Below are 16,205 nucleotides of genomic sequence, written 5' to 3'. Positions count from 1 at the left end.
TGGCGGTTACTTTTCTTTGTCTTGCCAAAGAAAAGTAACCAAAAGAAAGGCGCTCGGACAACGCATGAACTCCCGGTGCCATGGTCATCCAAGTGGCCCTCGCCTAAGTGTCCGCGCCAGTCAGGAAACCGGAGTGGTTCGAGCAATGGTTCTGACGTCACTCACCACCCCACGGAGCGGTATACCGCCCGCTAGCTCCGTCCTCGCTTCGCTCGGCCGACACGGACGCATCCCCTTCTGGTATCGCGTGGTCACGCCGGACAGTTCGGGAAGTCCCTCAAGCAATTTTCCGGGCCAGTGCGCAAGCAATGTAGCCAGCGCGATCACGCCATCCTGAGCGCCCCGGACAATATCGAGATGGCGTCTTGCACTACACCGCTACGATCATGGCTTTCCGAGAGGGGCAATCAATGAATAGAAGAATTGCAGTCGTCGGCGATCATCTTTCCAGCGGCGGGACAATCGACTCATATGGCGGACCACGGTTCCTCGTCCGTGGCCATCAGGCAGCCTTGATTGGCGGTAGCGCATTCTGTACCGCGTGTCAGAGCACCGGCATCATCGCAAAGGCTGGTGGACCCTATCGACTCAGGTTTCAGGGAGAAGTCGCACTCGACCGCGATATCGTCCTCTGTGGCTGCTCGACGCCACCCAGCATCATCGCCGTACTCGCGGGTGACGCGTGGTGCAATGATCGGCTAAAGGCTCTCGGGGAAGTCGTTTTGAGCCGCACGGCAACGGGCAGTGTCGCATCGTTCAGGAAGGGCGCATTTGATGAACAGATCGAAGTGAAAACTCGCACAAACGCGGCCGACGGCCCTGTCGGCTATCCCTATTACATCGAGACGGCAGACGGTGGAATCCATTCGGGCGTGCTCGATGCAAGCGGCAAACTACCTCGAGTCAATACCGGTGATGGCTCGGAAGACTACACCGTCTATTGGGGTGACGAAGCCATCGCGAAAAAATACAGTGGGGTAAGCCATGCCTAACCCCTCCACGAAGGTCCGCACGAACGACACACCAAATTCAAAGAAGTCCGTCCATCTACAAGCTCTCTCCTTTCAGGCGCTTTGGAACGCGTACCCGAAGCAAGACCCCTATGACGATCCCACTGGCGAGTACGTGAATCAATGCGCCATGCGCATGAGCGTCACGTTACACAGGATCGGAAGCGACATGAAGTCATTTTCTCAAAACGTGTTGAAGCCGATGCCCGGCAAGAAGACACTAGGCCGCCTGATACTCGGCGGGAAAGCAACAGCGACGCGCGCCTACGAGTTGGCCGAATGGCTGAAGCTTCGCCCATTCCTTGGGCTCGGCAAACCCGAAAACATCACAGGTCCGGATTGGCAGAACAAGATAAGTGGTCGAACCGGTATCATTTATTTTTTCGGTTACTGGCGGCAGGATGGTGACTCCGCAGACTCACTCAGCGGTGGCCATATCGACCTCTGGAACAAAGACACGCTTACGCCATCCGTTGTAAGTTTCTTACGCTTCCGCGTCGGCATATCGCGATTCAAAAATCCGCTTACGAACAATAACTGGTTCTCCGACCTTGCCAATTCCAAAGAAATCCTGTTCTGGGAAGTAAGATGAAGCGGATAGTGCTCGCTGTACTCGGATTCGCATGGGGCCTGGGCGTCACATGGGTGACCATCTATATTCTCAATCATATCCATTGGCCCGAAGCGAAATCGCATACAACAGGCTGCAGCGACATGGAACACTGCACATCTCGCGTAAGGTTCCTGCTGGGCATGTTTGTCATGCTTCTATGGCCGGCTATCGCGTGTGCGGTATTAAACGCCGTGGCGTATAAGCGCTGGTCGGGCCATCGCTGGGGAAGTGCTCTTTTTGCTGTAACGTTGATCGCCGCGCTGTTCTATAGCAAACCGTACGTCGCGCCATACATTGGTCTCGCCGGATAACTGCGACCTCTACTCTTCCATATCGACTATGCACGGTAAGCAGTGGCGCATATCGTCGTCTACGTACGCGACGGCTATTCGTTCGAAGGGCCGATGGACACCACATCTCAATACCTGGGGCACCGGAGTAGGAACGGTGTGATCATCGTCCCCGAGGTTGCAACCGCCAACCTGGCGGATGTACGCTGGCTCGACTATCCGGTCGTCACTGGTGAGCTTGCGGAAAACCTCTTTCGATCTGGCAAAGTCTACTATCCGGTGCGGAACCGTTCGTTCCGTGAATGGCAACTCAAGCACCGTCGCGGCGGCGACTTTGTTGTCTATTCCGACTGGAAGCCCATGCGACTGGACAACCCCATCACGGTGTACTTCGCATGATCGGACTCGCAACCGGTATACAGGAGAGTGCCATCGGCGCCTTTGCATTGCTCGCGTTGGGAGGAATCGCGACAGGTCTGCTGCTGTCGGCTGTCTGCTTCCAGCCTGGGAAAAATGCACGTGCCACCAGGCTGACCATGATGACGAGAAGACTTGACGCGGGACTGTGCGTTATGTTTCTTGTAGGGGCTTGCTGGTCCTATTACCGCGCCGCGGATGCGCGGGGTGCAGCTACGAAGTTCCACACGGTTCGGTCCGAGGAAGACGGTGGCATCTACACAGCCCGCTATGCGTACCTGACGCGTGATCGAATCCTGCTGCGCGTGTATCGGACATCCGACAATACATTGTTGGCCGAGCGCACGTATTGGTACCCCGATGCTGCCAGATTGATCTGGACGAAAGACTCTCTCATCTACGATACGGCGGTGTCGGGTGACGACGGACTTATGCGCCTTCCGCCGTCATTTATCGATCGCCTGCTGGCGAAACTGCCGTGAGTACGCTCAGGTCAGGGCTGAGATCGCGCGCGGCGAAAACTGTTCCGATCACGGACCCTCCTTCGGCTCCGTTTTTCCCCTTCGCCGTTCACGCACGCGTGGCAGTTATGCGACGCCTTCGTATGCCGGAGCGCAACACCTGTCGGCCGAGCGAAGCGAGGACGGAGCCAGCGGGCGGTATACCGCTCCGTGGAGTGGTGAGTGATGTCAGAACCATTGCTCGAACCACTCCCGTGTCCTGACTGGCGCCGACACTTAGGCGAGGGCCACTTGGATGACCATGGCACCGGGAGTTCATGCGTTGTCCGAGCGCCTTTCTTTTGGTTACTTTTCTTTGGCAAGACAAAGAAAAGTAACCGCCGCCCCGCGCAGGGGCGACGCTAATAGACCGACACGATCACAGGTGCTTCACGTCAACGAAAGCGGCAAGACAAAAGACCTCAATCCTTCCCCCGCTCAACGAGCGCCCCCCCTCTCGGCTCGCCCCCACCGCCGGTCTGCTTCTCGAGCCATGCCCGACGATCTTCCCGAGGCGTAACCCCAAACCGCTCGCGATAAGCATTCGAAAAATGCGCAGCAGAAGAAAACCCGCAAGCGAGACTGACCTGAACCACCGACTTGCTGGTCCGCTGCAACTGGGTCCTTGCCTTGAGCAACCGGAGATTGAGGTAATACTTGGAGGGCATCGCTCCGAGATACTGCCGAAAGAGTCGCTCCAGCTGCCGCCGGGAAACGCCCACGAGCCCGGCGATCTCGTCGGTCGTCAACGGATCCTCGACATTGGCTTCCATCAAAAGCAATGCATCGTTCAGCCGAGGATGCCGCTCGCCCGGTGCGGTCACGAAAGGAATCCGTTGCCGCTCCTCGCCGCTGCGCAGCGTGCCGGCCCCGAGCGCATCGGCAATGCGCTCGCCCAGATCCGCCCCGTGTTCCCGGCCGATCATGGCCAGCATGAAATCGACGGTCGCCTGCCCGCCCGCGCACGTCGCCCGATCGCGATCGATCTCGAAGATCTGCTGCGTGACGATCGACCGCTCGAACTGCTCGGCGAACTGCTGATACGTCTCCCAGTTCACGCTCACGCGATATCCGGAAAGCTGCCCGGCCATCGCGAGCCACCACACGCCGTGGTGAATCCCGGTCACCACCGGCGTGCGCTGCCCGACGCGCGCGAGACTCGCGAGAAACAGCCGATAGTCCGCAAACTGCTGAAACCGCTCCGACACGACGATCAGCCAGTCGCACGCGATCGCATCGTTGAACGCCGCATCGGCATGCCACTGCGCACCACCGGCGAGCGGCACCGGCCGCCCGTCCCACGAACACACCTGCCAGCGATACAGCAAGCGCCCGTCGATCTCGTTCGCGAGATGCAACGCATCGACGATCGGACCCACACCCGACATCGACACGGGCGGCAATGCAACGATCGCCACCTGCGTCGTGCGGGTGGCGCCTGCGGGACGAGACACCGGTACCACGTATGAAACCCGCCCTTCGCGTTACTTGAGACTGCCCGACAGGAACTGCTTCAGGCGCTCGCTCTGCGGACGCACCAGCACCTCCTTCGGATCGCCCTCTTCCTCGGTCCGCCCCTGATGCAGGAACATCACGTGATTCGACACGTTGCGCGCGAAGCCCATCTCGTGCGTGACGACGATCATCGTGCGGCCTTCTTCGGCCAGCTTCTGCATCACCTTCAGCACTTCACCGACGAGTTCCGGATCCAGCGCGGAAGTCGGCTCGTCGAACAACATCACGTCGGGATGCATCGCCAGCGCCCGCGCGATCGCGACACGCTGCTGCTGCCCGCCCGACAGATGCGACGGATACTGCTTCTCGACGCGCGGCGGCAGACCGACCTTCTCCAGGTATTCCCGCGCACGCTCCTCGGCTTCCTTCTTCGAAATGCCGAGCACGTGCACCGGCGCTTCCATCACGTTCTCGAGCACGTTCATGTGCGCCCACAGATTGAAGTGCTGGAACACCATCGCGAGCTTCGTGCGGATGCGCTGCAACTGCTTGTGATCGGCAACCTCGAGTGCACCGGCGCGATCGGTCTTGGTACGCACGGCCTCGCCGTCGACGACGATCTGCCCCGCATTCGGCCGCTCGAGAAAATTGATGCAGCGCAGGAATGTGCTCTTGCCCGACCCGCTCGCACCGATGATGCTGATGACGTCGCCGGCCTTCGCGTTCAACGACACGCCCTTGAGCACCTCGTTGTCGCCGTAGCGCTTGTGAATGTCGACCGCGGCAAGCTTGACGGAAGCGGACGCGCTCGTTTGAGTGATCTCGGCCAACTGGCTCTCCTCGAAGTGAAATCAATGACGGCCGGCCGCGAGATACGCGAGCCAGTGGCGCTCCGCCCGGCGAAATGCCGCGACGAGTGCGAACGATACCGCAAGATAGATCAGCGCGGCGATTCCGAACGACTGGAACGCCATGTAGGTCGCGGAATTGGCGTCGCGCGCGACCTTCAGGATGTCGGGCACGGTCGCCGTGAACGCGACGGTGGTCGCGTGCAGCATCAGGATCACCTCGTTGCTGTACAGCGGCAGCGCACGGCGCAGCGCCGACGGCAGGATCACCCGGCGATACATCGTGAACGGCGACATCCCGTAAGCACGCGCCGCCTCGACCTCGCCGTGCGGAATCGCGCGAATCGCGCCGGCGAAGATCTCGGTGGTATACGCGCAGGTGTTCAGCGCGAACGCGAGGATCGCGCAATTGAAGCCGCTGCGGAAAAACGCGTCGAGGAGCGAGTGCGAACGCACGAACTCGAGGCTGTACATGCCCGTGTACATCAGCAGCAACTGCACATACAGCGGCGTGCCGCGGAATACGTACGTGTAGAACCGCACCGGCATCGACAGCCATTTCTTCTTCGACACGCGCGCGACTGCGAGCGGCACCGCGCACACGAAGCCGAGCGAAATCGACGCGACGAGCAGCCACAGCGTCACCGCAAGGCCGGAGAGGCGCTGGCCGTCCCAGTAAAGGAACGCCTGGCCGAATTCCTGGAGGATCTCGATCATAGTTCTGCGTGCCGCACGCCCATGGAATAACGCTTCTCGAGCTGGATCAGCACGAGGTTGGAAACGGTCGTGATCGCGAGGTAGATCAGCGCCGCGACGAGAATGAAGAAGAACATGTTGAACGTGCTCTTGCCGGCGTCCTGCGCGGCCTTCACGACGTCCGCGAGACCGATGATCGACACCAGCGCGGTCGCCTTGACGAGCACCTGCCAGTTGTTGCCGATGCCCGGCAGCGCAAAACGCATCATCTGCGGAAACATGATCCGCACGAACACGCGCATCCCGCTCATCCCGTACGCCGCGCCTGCCTCCAGCTGGCCGCGCGGCACCGACAGGAACGCCCCGCGGAACGTCTCGGTGAAGTACGCACCGTAGATGAAGCCAAGCGTCAGCACGCCGGCGACGAACGGATCGATGTCGATCTGCTCCCAGCCGACGAGGTCGGTGAACTGGTTCAGCCAGATCTGGATGCTGTAGAACAGCAGCAGCATCAGGACAAGATCGGGCACCGAGCGGATCAGCGTCGTATAACCGGTCGCGATCGCTCGCAACACCCGGTTGTGCGACAGCTTCGCCACCGCGCCGATCAGCCCCAGCGCCACCGCGGCGGCAAGGGACAGCACCGACAGCTCGATGGTCTGCACGGTGCCGGCCCAGAGGACGGGACCAAAGCCGTAAAGGAACACGCGCGTCTCCAGTGTTGATATGAACACCGGCGCACATGCCTTCCCGCGCCGGGCTGACGCGGATAGTCGCAAGCGAAATTGATTGCCTCAAATCACCGTACACGCGATTGCTGCATCGCAGCAATTCGTCTCATCATTTGCAGGCACGGCCTACGCCGCTGTTTCAAAAGGAAAAAAGCCGCTTCCTGACAGTCGGATGACACGCAGGGAAGCGGACTTTTTGCAATTTTCCGGTCGCTTTTTCGATATAGCGCCGCAGGCGTTCTCACCGCCCCTTGAGGATGTCGGAGCGCGAAGTCGTATAGACAAGCCCGTCCGGACCGAAATGAACGTTGAAGAACGCGTCGGTATTCACGCCGTCCTCGAGCCAGCGCCAGCTCCACACCGTCTCGGGTTTCAGCGGGTACTGCGCGATGTCGCCCGGCTTGCCGAGCAGACGCCGCACCTCGTCCTCGTTCATCCCGGGACGCACCTTCGCGAAATTCTCGGCGGTCAGCACCTGCGTCGCGCCCGTGTAGTGCCCGCTCGCGTCGAGGTCGACGAACCAGGTCTGGTTGCCCATCGGGCCGCGCGGATATTCGAGGCGTTTCGAGCCGTCGGTGAACGCGCGCTCGGTCTCGGGCTTGCCCATCGTCGCGCGCACGTCGGCTTCGGTCGATACGCCGGCCTTCAGCCCCTTGAGCAGCAGCGGCGCGGGCTTGATCGCGTTGAAAAAGTCCCTGATACGTTGCACGTCGAAGTTGCCTTGCTTGTCGCCGCAGCCGGTCAGCGCCAGCGCGGCGGCCAGCATCGTCACGGGAAGCAGCCGGAAACGGAAAATCATCGGAAGAAATGCGCGTCGAGAAAACACGCGGCAAGGATACCCGTGCAACGCCAAAAGCGCGAGACGGGCGCGTGGCCCGTCTCGTGTTCAATGCATGGTTTCGGTGTGCGTCTCGGCTTCGCGGCGCACCGCTTGCGGCGCCCGCGCCACCGCCCGCGCTCCGCTGATCCGGCGCCGCGTGCGCACGAGTTCGGCAAGCTGCCACGAACCGAGCGCGACGCAGCCGAACAGCACCTCGCGGCCACGCTTGACCAGCGCCAGCGACAGCGCCGTCTCGCGATCGACGCCGAACATCTGGGCGAGCAGCACGACGGTCGCCTCCTGCACGCCGAGGCCGCCCGGCACCATGAACGCCGCATGACGCACGGCCTGCGTCATCGCCTCGATCGCGATCGCGCCGCCGATCGACACCGGATGGCCGAGCAGCGCGAGCGCCCAGTAGATCTCGAGCGCGCCGAGCACATAACCGGCCAGTTGCCAGAAGAATGCCCTGAACAGCAGCATCGTGCGCGACATCAGCGCGTCGATGTCGCCATCGAGGCGGCGGCCGTCGACGCCCTGCAGCAACCGGTGCGAATCGCCGAGCAGACGCCCCGCGAACCGCTCGATCGCATGGAAGATCCCGCCGCGCCGCATCAGCACGACGCCGAGCACCGGCAGCGGCAGCGTCAGCAGCAGCGCCAGGCCGATCGTGCCGCCGCCCATGTCGTGCGTCGTCGCGAGCAGCAGCACGAGGCCGAGCGCCGCGAACGCATACTGCACGACGATCGTCACCAGCACCTCGACGATCACCGACGCGGTCACGCGGCTTGCGTCGGGCACCTGCCAGCGCGCCATCCGGATCCCGACCAGCTCGCCGCCGATCCCGACCACCGGCAGCAGCCGGTTCACCGCTTCGCGCACGGTCGCGATCCACCACAGGAACGGCAGCGACGCGCGTCGGTCGAGCAGCTGATGCCACGCATACGCGTCGAGCAGCAGCGGCAGCGCGTGAAACGGCACGAGCCACAGCAGCGCGAACCCGGCGCGCTCGAGCATCTGCGTCACGTCGCCGATGCCTTCGTGCAGCCCCAACGCGAGCAGGATGCCGATGCCGATCGGCCAGCCGAGCCATTTGATCCATCGGGTCATGACGGCTGCACCCCCGCTTCGCGCGACGCGCGCGCACCACGCCGCGCCGAGGGCTGGCCGAACACGTCCGCAAAACCGCCGGTCGCGACGCCCGCGGTCTTCAGCGCGGCCGCGACGCGCGGCGACAGCAGCGCATCCAGTTCGTCGACCGGACGGTAACCGGCCATCGTCGGCGTGATCGGGCCGTCGCCCGCTTCCGCCGGATGACAGTAGATCTCGCCGACGCCGGGCGGCAGCGCCGCGAGCGCGTCGAGCAGTACGGCCTCGTCCATCGCGCCCGTATGCTCGATCCCGACCACATAGTCGTTATGTGCAAGCCCCGCGCGGTCGAGCCGCGCGCGCACCAGCGCGATCCACGGCTTGAGCAGCGCGGGCGCGCTCGCTTCGTACGGCAACCGCACCGCGCGCAGCCCGTAATCGCGGCCGATCTCGATGATCATCGACAGCACGGTCGGATGCAGGTGGAAATGCTTGTGCGCGTTCACGTGGTCGAGCGGCAGGCCGCTCGCCGCGAACGCGTCGAACTGCGCGCGGATCTCGCGGCGCAGTTGCGCCCGCACGTGCGGCAGGAAGAAGAAGCGGCAGCCGTCCTTCGCCATCGCGTCGCCGAATCGCCCGTCGGGGCCGACGAGCGCGGGTATTTCCTGCGCGGGCAGCGTGGCCGGCCCGTCCGCGAGAACGAGATGCAGGCCGACCGCGAGCGACGGCAGCCGCCGCGCGCGCTCGATCGCATCCTGCGCCGCAGGCGCGGCGACCATCAGGCTCGCGGCGTTGAGCACGCCGTCGCGATGCGCGCGCTCGACCGCCGCGTTGACGCGCGGGTGCAGCCCGAAGTCGTCCGCGGTGAAGATCAGCGCCCGCGCCGCCCGCTGCGTCGTCACGAATCAGGCCTCGTGCGCGCGCAGGAAGCGGAAGAACTCGACGCCTTCGCGCAGACGGCGCTTCATCATGTCCCAGCTCGTCAGCATCTCGCGGACGATCTCCCAGATCTTCGACGGACGGAAGTAGAACTGGCGATAGAACTGCTCGAGGTGGTGATAGATCTCGTCGCGCGACAGGTGCGCGTAGCCGATCGCCGCGAGCTGCACGCCTTCCTTGCTCACCAGGTTGATGGTCTTGTTCTCTTCCATCCAGCCGTTTTCGACGGCCTGCTTGTAGAGCGTCGTGCCCGGATACGGCGCGGCGAGCGACACCTGGATCGTGTGCGGATTGATTTCCTTCGCGTACTCGATCGTTTTCTTGATGGTTTCCTGCGTCTCGCCCGGCAGGCCGAGAATGAAGGTGCCGTGGATCTTGATGCCGAGCTTCTTGCAGTCCGCGCTGAAGCGGCGCGCGAAATCGGTGCGCACGCCCTTCTTGATGTTCACGAGGATCTGGTCGTCACCGGATTCGAAGCCGACCAGCAGCAGGCGCAGGCCATTTTCCTTCATGACCTTCAGCGTCTTGTACGGCACGTTCGCCTTCGCGTTGCACGACCACGTCATGCCGAGCTTGCCCAGACCGATGGCGATCGCTTCGGCGCGCGGCAGGTCGTCGGTGAAGGTGTCGTCATCGAACATCAGTTCCTTCACTTCCGGCATGTTGTCGCGGATCCATTTCGCTTCCGCGAGCACGTTCTCGACGGAGCGCGTGCGGTAGCGATGGCCGCTGACCGTCTGCGGCCACAGGCAGAACGTGCAGCGCGACTTGCAGCCGCGGCCCGTGTAGATCGACACGTACGGGTAGTTCAGGTAGCCGATGAAGTAGTTGTCGATCTTCAGGTCGCGCTTGTAGACGGGCGCGACGAACGGCAGTTCGTCCATGTTCTCGAGGATCGGACGCGCTTCGTTGTGCTCGATCGAGCCGTCCTTCGCGCGCCAGCTCAAGCCCTTGATCTCGGCGAACGGCTTGCCTTCGGCGAGTTCCTTGCAGGTGTAGTCGAATTCCTCGCGGCACACGAAGTCGATTGCCTCGCTCGCCGTGAGCGAGTTGTGCGGATCGACCATCACCTTCGCGCCGACCATGCCGACCAGCATCGACGGCTTCATCTTCTTGAGATCCTGCGCGAACATCGCATCGGTCGGGAACGACGGCGTGCTCGTGTGGATGATCACGAGGTCGTAGTCGTTGGCGATCTTCAGCGTCTCTTCGACCGACAGGCCGTCGGCCGGCGCGTCGACGACGCGGCTGCCCGGCACGAGCGCGGCCGGCTGCGCAAGCCACGTCGGGTACCAGAAGGAACGGATTTCGCGCTTCGCCTGATAGCGCGAGCCGGCTCCGCCGTCGAAGCCGTCATACGAAGGGGCCTGCAAGAACAGCGTTTTCATGAATGCTCCGGTAGCCTGCATAGTTCGATTCGTTTCAACGATTCAGTCAATCAACCGCGGGCCGCCCTGCCGGCGCCCGCCTCTCTGTCATGTCGCGTCGCACGGCGTTGCCGCGCGGCGCGTCTCGGCCTTCGGGCCGGATTCGATCGGGACCGGGCACGTGGCCGGTTCCGTCGGGAACGCGCCTCAGCGGCCGTCCCCGCCTTCCACTGCCGCCGCCGCGCGTTCGCCGCCGACGACTGTCATCCTCGCGCCACGCCATACGACATGCGTGCCGAACACGGCCGCGAGCCATTCGAGCGCGAGCAGCGTGTCGCGCACCGCGACGAGCGGCAGATCGCGCCAGAACGCGCGCCAGCCGTCCTCGCCGCGCGCGTGCAGCACGAGCCGCCCGAACGCCCCGACGACGGCCGCGCCCCCCGCCAGCGTGCCGGCAATCGTGCCGTCGAGACGCAGTGCCAGTGCCGCGCCGATGGCGAGCCACGGTGCGGTAAACGTGATGAACAGGAACGCGAAGCCGGTTGGATTCAGCGAACGAATCGTGCGCAGCCAGCGCGTCTCGCGGTGCCAGAGCGGCCCGAACGACGGCTCGATCACGTCGGTCGCGACCTCGACCTCGGACAACACGGTGCGCCGCCCGAGGCGTCGCGGCAGCTCGGCGAGCCAGAAATCGTCAGCCAGTTCATCCTTCAGCGCGACGAAGCCGCCGATCCGGTCGAGCGTGTCGCGCGTGAGCGCGAGCGTCGCGCCGAAGCCGAAGCGGCTCGAGCGGCCGAGGTGCGTGATCCGTACCGACGGTGCGAACCAGGCATCGACGAACTGCGCGCCGATCCGTGTCCAGAACCCGCCGACGCTGCGCGCATGATACAGGCACGTGACGACGCCGACCGATGCGTCCGCGAGCGGCGCCGTCACGCGCTCCAGGTAATCCGGCTTCACCGCGATGTCGCTGTCCGCGATCACGATGCGGCCGTACTTCGCGCGCGAGGCCAGATTGATCAGGTTGCTGACCTTCAGGTTCTTGCCGTGCACGCGCGCGTCGATCACCAGCGTGATGTCGCATTCCGGATAATCGGCGCGCAGCCGCTCGACCACGGCGATGGCCGGATCGGCCGCCGACGCGACCCCGAACAGCACTTCATGGCGCGGGTGGCGCTGCTCGCAGAATGTCGCGAGGTTTTCGTACAGGTGCGGCTCCGCGCCGCACAGCGGCTTGAGCACGCTGACGGGCTCGAAGCCGTCGCGCGCGCCGGTGCGCGGCGTGCGCGGACGCGGCGCGAACGCGGCGACGAGCGCATAGCCGGCCGCGGCCAGCGTGAACACGGTCAGGAGCCAGTCCAGCAACGTGACGGCCGGCGTCATGCGCGACGCCCTCCGGCAACGCGCGCGCCCGGCCGATCGATCGGACCGGATTGAACGTGATTGGGTATTCCGACAGCAACGAACGCGGGCACGACCCGACTCCTTGTTCCAGCAGCGTCTGTGTAATGGGGAGGCACGGCCCATGCCCCGAAGGCGGCCATGCCCGGATTCGCGTGGCACATCCTCGCGCGATGCCCGGACGGGATGCGGGAAGATTCGAATGGCTACCATCGGCACAACATGGGCAGGCGCCGGATTTTATCAGCCCGCGCCGACCCGCGCTCGGATGCCTCGCGAAACGGACTGGTGCGATTTCGGCAAAGCTGGGCGGGCGAGGAACCATTCTGATGCGACCTCGTTCACGTTAGCGTAAGCGCTTTGCAGGCATATTGCAGTCTTGAAAATCAAACGTTTCGTGGAAATTTGTACGTCGATGCAAAGACATGCCCAATCGCGGTAAAGATTGGTAATTATTCGGCGATTAGGTCGATTTATGCAACGATCATCGGGGCTTACCTTGCACCCCTGAAAGGCTCATGGGTATCCGTGCGTCGCCAGCGCGTTCCGGAACCCTTTGGCAAAATCGTCGGCATCTGTTGCGCATGCGCATCACCGCGCTCCTCCCCTACGAAGGCCATCCGATGATTCCGTTTTCCGTACTCGACCTCGCCCCCATTCCCGCCGGCGCCGACGCCGCCCAGGCGTTCCGCAACACCGTCGATCTCGCGCAGCACGCGGAGCGCCTCGGTTACCGGCGGTACTGGCTCGCCGAACATCACAACATGCCCGGCATCGCGAGCGCGGCGACCGCCGTCGTGATCGGTCATGTGGCGGGCGCGACGAAGACGATCCGCGTCGGCTCGGGCGGGATCATGCTGCCGAACCATGCGCCGCTCGTGATCGCCGAGCAGTTCGGCACGCTCGCGTCGCTGTATCCGGGGCGCATCGACCTCGGGCTCGGCCGCGCGCCCGGCACCGACCAGACCACGTCGCGCGCACTGCGCCGCGACCTGATCGGCAGCGCCGACTCGTTTCCGGACGACGTCGCCGAGCTGCAGCGCTACTTCGCGGAACCCGTGCCCGGCCAGCGCGTGCGCGCGGTGCCCGGTGCGGGGCTGGACGTGCCCGTGTGGCTGCTGGGTTCGAGCCTCTTCAGCGCGCAGCTCGCCGCGATGCTCGGGCTGCCGTTCGCATTCGCGTCGCACTTCGCGCCGGACTACCTGATGCGCGCGCTCGAACTCTATCGCGCGCAGTACCGGCCGTCGGCCGCATGGCCGAAGCCGCATGCGATGGTCGGGATCAACGTGTTCGCGGCCGATACCGACGACGAGGCGCGGCGCCTCTTCACGTCGCTGCAGCAGCAGTTCATCAACCTGCGTCGCGGCACGCCGGGCAAGCTGCCGCCGCCCGTCGACGTGCTCGAGGCGACCGAATTCGAACTCGCGAACGTCGCGCACGCGCTGTCGTTCGCGGCCGTCGGCTCGCGCGACACGGTGCGCGACAAGCTGCGCGACCGGATCGCGCAGACGGGCGCGGACGAGGTCATCATCACCGCGCAGATCCACGATCACGGCGCGCGGCTGCGCTCGTTCGAACTGGCCGCGCAGATCCGCGACGAACTCGCGAACGAAACCCGCTGACGGGGCGGGCCCGCCCGCCCAGGCGTCACTGCGGGTGCACCGCCGCCATCCCGTCGAGCAGCGCCTTGTGGAACGCGTCCGGGTCCTGGATCTGCGGCGCGTGCCCGAGCGCCGGGAATTCGACGAGCTGCGCGCCGGGAATCGCCGCCTGCGTGCGTTTCGCGAGTTCCGGGTAACGACCGAGCTTCGCGTGCACGTCGGGCGGCGCCACGTCCTTGCCGATCGCGGTCGTGTCCTTGTCGCCGATCAGCAGCAGCGTCGGCACGCGAATCGCGCCGAGTTCGTACACCACCGGTTGCGTGAGGATCATGTCGTAGATCAGCGCGGAGTTCCACGCGACCGCGTCGCGGCCCGGGCCGCGATACATGCCCGCGAGCATCTGCACCCAGCGCTCGTAGGAGGGCGCCCACTTGCCCGCGTAGTAGGTCGCCTGCTCGTAGCGGCGGATGCCGTCGGCCGTCGTCTTCTGCTCGCGTGCATACCAGTAGTCGACGGACAGCGGCGGCACGCCTAGCGCCCTCCAGTCCTCGAGGCCGATCGGGTTCACCAGCACGAGCTGCTCGGTCGCCTTCGGGTACGTCAGCGCGTAGCGCATCGCGAGCATCCCGCCCGTCGAATGGCCGACGATCGTCGCCGACTTCACGCCGATCGATTCGAGCAGCGCATGCGTGTTGCGCGCGAGCTGCTGGAAGCTGAACTGGTAGCGCTCGGGCTTCGACGACTTGCAGAAGCCGATCTGGTCCGGCGCGATCACGCGATAGCCGGCGCGGCTCAGCACGCCGATCGTGTCCTCCCACGTCGCCGCGCAGAAATTCTTCCCGTGCAGCAGCACGACGGTGCGGCCGTTCGGGTGCGCCGGCTGCACGTCCATGTACATCATCTCGAGGGTTTCGCGCTGGGACACGAACGCGTAGCGGTGCACCGGCTCCGGATAGGTGAAGCCCTCCAGGCGGGGGCCGTACGCGGGCCCGTCGTTACCGGTCGGCGCCGGGACGGCGGCCGCGGCCGCGGCGGGCGTCGCGCATGCGGCGGCGATACCCGCGCCGAGCACGGCGGCGCGCGCGACGGACAACATCTTGCAAATCGAAGGCATGGCGATCACGGTAATGGGAAATGCACGCGGACAGCCAGGCGGCTCCGCGCTCCGCGATTCTACGCGGTCAGGCTGACGACGGCGCGCAACACTCGATCGCCACGCGACTTCCGCGCACGCGACGATCTCGGGTATCGTGTGACGTGACCCTGAAACGCCTGCAGGCGAACGCTCATGAAAAACGTCCTCAGCATTCAGTCGCACGTGATCTACGGACACGCCGGCAACAGCGCGGCCGTGTTCCCGATGCAGCGCCTCGGTGTCAACGTCTGGCCGCTCAATACCGTCCAGCTGTCGAATCACATGCAGTACGGCCACTGGGCCGGCAGCGCGATCGACGCCGCGAAGATGGAGCAGCTCGTCGACGGCGTTGCCGCGATCGGCGCGCTCAAGCGCTGCGACGCGGTGCTGTCCGGCTTCGTCGGCTCGCCGGCGCAGGCGCGCGCGACGGTCGAGATCGTGCGCTCGGTGAAGGCGATGAACCCGAACGCGTGGTACTTCTGCGATCCGGCGCTGGGCCAGACGGGCGGCATCCGGCCCGAACCCGGCGTCGAGGAATTCATCGTCCAGGAGATGCCGGCGCTCGCGGACGGCATGTCGCCGAACCACACCGAACTGCAGAAGCTCGCCGGACGGCGCATCGAGACCGTCGCCGAAGCCGTCGACGCCTGCCGCGCGCTGATCCGCCGCGGCCCGAAGATCATCCTCGTCAAGCACCTGCACGACCGCAACAGCCCGGCCGACCGCTTCAACATGCTTGCCGTCACCGAGACCGAAGCGTGGATCGGCCAGCGCCCGTTGTATGCGTTTCCGCGCCATCCGGTCGGCGTCGGCGACCTCACCAGCGCCATCTTCGTCGCGCGCCGGCTGCGCGGCGACTCGGTGCGCGCCGCGTTCGAGCATACGCTCGCGGCCGTGCACGCGGTCGTGAAGGCGACCTACGATGCGCGCCGCTACGAGCTCGAACTCGTCGCCGCGCAGGATGAAATCGCGCGCCCGAGCGAATGGTTCGGCGCGTGGGTCACCGACGCCTGACGCACCCGCCTCGCCGCGCGCCTTCCCTGCCTCTCCGTCATTCCACGCGCGCAGCCCCCGCCCACCCTTTCGCGTCGCTCCCTGCAACCCGATCGTCGGCGCCACGCCGTTCGAATGCCGTCCGGCTGCCGTGCAAACGTTTCCGGACTTCACATGAATGACACCGAATCCTCGCTATGCTCGCGGCGGCACGACCGACGCAGCCGCATCCTGCGCCGCGGACGCGCCCGTTTTTTCCCGCATGTCCCGCCAATCGGCTCCCCCCTTTAACGCACGATA

Annotated in this window: 16 protein-coding genes; 6 read left to right on the top strand and 10 right to left on the bottom strand. The window is 64.6% G+C overall.

The genetic code is table 11. The features are described 5' to 3' along the window. Nucleotides 1-410: 410 nt before the first annotated feature. The 4 genes from WI26_RS30870 to WI26_RS05435 all read left to right on the top strand — a co-directional run bounded on the left by WI26_RS30870 (nt 411) and on the right by WI26_RS05435 (nt 2,812). Complete coding sequence (locus WI26_RS30870; protein WP_081334230.1) at nt 411-992, top strand: PAAR domain-containing protein; 582 nt, start codon at nt 411-413, stop codon at nt 990-992. Further along, nucleotides 985-1,602, top strand: coding sequence for a type VI secretion system amidase effector protein Tae4 (locus WI26_RS05445; RefSeq protein WP_069225386.1), 618 nt, complete (start codon nt 985-987; stop codon nt 1,600-1,602). Before WI26_RS30870 ends, WI26_RS05445 begins: the two co-directional genes overlap by 8 nt. Nucleotides 1,603-1,976: 374 nt before the next feature. Beyond that, complete coding sequence (locus WI26_RS05440; RefSeq protein WP_069225385.1) at nt 1,977-2,312, top strand: DUF6402 family protein; 336 nt, start codon at nt 1,977-1,979, stop codon at nt 2,310-2,312. Continuing rightward, entirely contained in the window at nt 2,309-2,812 is a 504-nt protein-coding gene (locus tag WI26_RS05435; protein ID WP_236849295.1) for a hypothetical protein, read from the top strand. The genes WI26_RS05440 and WI26_RS05435 overlap by 4 nt, the downstream gene beginning before the upstream one ends. A gap of 440 nt (nt 2,813-3,252) precedes the next feature. Here the strand turns inward: WI26_RS05435 and WI26_RS05430 are convergent, their stop codons facing one another. The 9 genes from WI26_RS05430 to hpnI all read right to left on the bottom strand — a co-directional run bounded on the left by WI26_RS05430 (nt 3,253) and on the right by hpnI (nt 12,158). Beyond that, nucleotides 3,253-4,293 carry a GlxA family transcriptional regulator gene (locus WI26_RS05430; protein WP_059447649.1) on the bottom strand — a complete coding sequence of 347 codons (1,041 nt, stop codon included), beginning with the start codon at nt 4,291-4,293 and terminating at the stop codon, nt 3,253-3,255. A gap of 21 nt (nt 4,294-4,314) precedes the next feature. Further along, nucleotides 4,315-5,115 (bottom strand): ABC transporter ATP-binding protein, encoded by an 801-nt coding sequence (locus tag WI26_RS05425; protein ID WP_006488736.1) that lies wholly within the window; start codon nt 5,113-5,115, stop codon nt 4,315-4,317. A gap of 21 nt (nt 5,116-5,136) precedes the next feature. Next, nucleotides 5,137-5,850 (bottom strand): ABC transporter permease, encoded by a 714-nt coding sequence (locus WI26_RS05420; protein ID WP_059447650.1) that lies wholly within the window; start codon nt 5,848-5,850, stop codon nt 5,137-5,139. Then, nucleotides 5,847-6,536 carry an ABC transporter permease gene (locus WI26_RS05415; protein ID WP_059465229.1) on the bottom strand — a complete coding sequence of 230 codons (690 nt, stop codon included), beginning with the start codon at nt 6,534-6,536 and terminating at the stop codon, nt 5,847-5,849. Before WI26_RS05415 ends, WI26_RS05420 begins: the two co-directional genes overlap by 4 nt. A gap of 265 nt (nt 6,537-6,801) precedes the next feature. Continuing rightward, nucleotides 6,802-7,359 (bottom strand): hypothetical protein, encoded by a 558-nt coding sequence (locus tag WI26_RS05410; protein ID WP_069225384.1) that lies wholly within the window; start codon nt 7,357-7,359, stop codon nt 6,802-6,804. 87 nt (nt 7,360-7,446) lie between these two features. Next, nucleotides 7,447-8,490, bottom strand: a complete 1,044-nt coding sequence (locus WI26_RS05405; protein WP_069225383.1) for a lysylphosphatidylglycerol synthase domain-containing protein — start codon at nt 8,488-8,490, stop codon at nt 7,447-7,449. Further along, the gene (hpnK, locus tag WI26_RS05400; RefSeq protein WP_069225382.1) at nt 8,487-9,371 is read right to left on the bottom strand and encodes a hopanoid biosynthesis-associated protein HpnK; all 885 of its coding nucleotides are present in this window, start codon (nt 9,369-9,371) and stop codon (nt 8,487-8,489) included. Before hpnK ends, WI26_RS05405 begins: the two co-directional genes overlap by 4 nt. Before the next feature lie 3 nt (nt 9,372-9,374). Next, nucleotides 9,375-10,817, bottom strand: a complete 1,443-nt coding sequence (gene hpnJ / locus WI26_RS05395) for a hopanoid biosynthesis associated radical SAM protein HpnJ (protein ID WP_330756089.1) — start codon at nt 10,815-10,817, stop codon at nt 9,375-9,377. A gap of 165 nt (nt 10,818-10,982) precedes the next feature. Further along, entirely contained in the window at nt 10,983-12,158 is a 1,176-nt protein-coding gene (gene hpnI / locus WI26_RS05390; protein ID WP_059465224.1) for a bacteriohopanetetrol glucosamine biosynthesis glycosyltransferase HpnI, read from the bottom strand. A gap of 641 nt (nt 12,159-12,799) precedes the next feature. On the opposite strand from hpnI, the gene WI26_RS05385 reads away from it, so the two are divergent. Beyond that, a complete protein-coding gene (locus WI26_RS05385; RefSeq protein ID WP_059465235.1) occupies nt 12,800-13,798 on the top strand; it encodes an LLM class flavin-dependent oxidoreductase in 999 nt (332 codons plus the stop codon). A 25-nt stretch (nt 13,799-13,823) separates the two neighbouring features. On the opposite strand, the gene WI26_RS05380 is transcribed toward WI26_RS05385, so the two are convergent. Then, a complete protein-coding gene (locus WI26_RS05380; protein ID WP_069225381.1) occupies nt 13,824-14,891 on the bottom strand; it encodes an alpha/beta fold hydrolase in 1,068 nt (355 codons plus the stop codon). Between the two features lie 174 nt (nt 14,892-15,065). Between WI26_RS05380 and pdxY the strand changes: the two genes are divergently transcribed. After that, nucleotides 15,066-15,926, top strand: a complete 861-nt coding sequence (gene pdxY, locus WI26_RS05375) for a pyridoxal kinase PdxY (RefSeq protein WP_059447657.1) — start codon at nt 15,066-15,068, stop codon at nt 15,924-15,926. Nucleotides 15,927-16,205: the final 279 nt, after the last annotated feature.

The organism is Burkholderia diffusa (assembly GCF_001718315.1).
Classification (GTDB): domain Bacteria; phylum Pseudomonadota; class Gammaproteobacteria; order Burkholderiales; family Burkholderiaceae; genus Burkholderia; species Burkholderia diffusa_B.
This window is presented reverse-complemented; position numbering and strand designations above follow the sequence as displayed.

Coding starts and splice junctions, on each gene's coding strand:
- WI26_RS30870 (WP_081334230.1), top strand. CDS start 411: ATGAATAGAAGAATTGCAGTCGTCGGCGATCATCTTTCCAGCGGCGGG.
- WI26_RS05445 (WP_069225386.1), top strand. CDS start 985: ATGCCTAACCCCTCCACGAAGGTCCGCACGAACGACACACCAAATTCA.
- WI26_RS05435 (WP_236849295.1), top strand. CDS start 2,309: ATGATCGGACTCGCAACCGGTATACAGGAGAGTGCCATCGGCGCCTTT.
- WI26_RS05420 (WP_059447650.1), bottom strand. CDS start 5,850: ATGATCGAGATCCTCCAGGAATTCGGCCAGGCGTTCCTTTACTGGGAC.
- WI26_RS05410 (WP_069225384.1), bottom strand. CDS start 7,359: ATGATTTTCCGTTTCCGGCTGCTTCCCGTGACGATGCTGGCCGCCGCG.
- WI26_RS05405 (WP_069225383.1), bottom strand. CDS start 8,490: ATGACCCGATGGATCAAATGGCTCGGCTGGCCGATCGGCATCGGCATC.
- hpnJ (WP_330756089.1), bottom strand. CDS start 10,817: ATGCAGGCTACCGGAGCATTCATGAAAACGCTGTTCTTGCAGGCCCCT.
- hpnI (WP_059465224.1), bottom strand. CDS start 12,158: ATGACGCCGGCCGTCACGTTGCTGGACTGGCTCCTGACCGTGTTCACG.
- WI26_RS05385 (WP_059465235.1), top strand. CDS start 12,800: ATGATTCCGTTTTCCGTACTCGACCTCGCCCCCATTCCCGCCGGCGCC.
- WI26_RS05380 (WP_069225381.1), bottom strand. CDS start 14,891: ATGCCTTCGATTTGCAAGATGTTGTCCGTCGCGCGCGCCGCCGTGCTC.
- pdxY (WP_059447657.1), top strand. CDS start 15,066: ATGAAAAACGTCCTCAGCATTCAGTCGCACGTGATCTACGGACACGCC.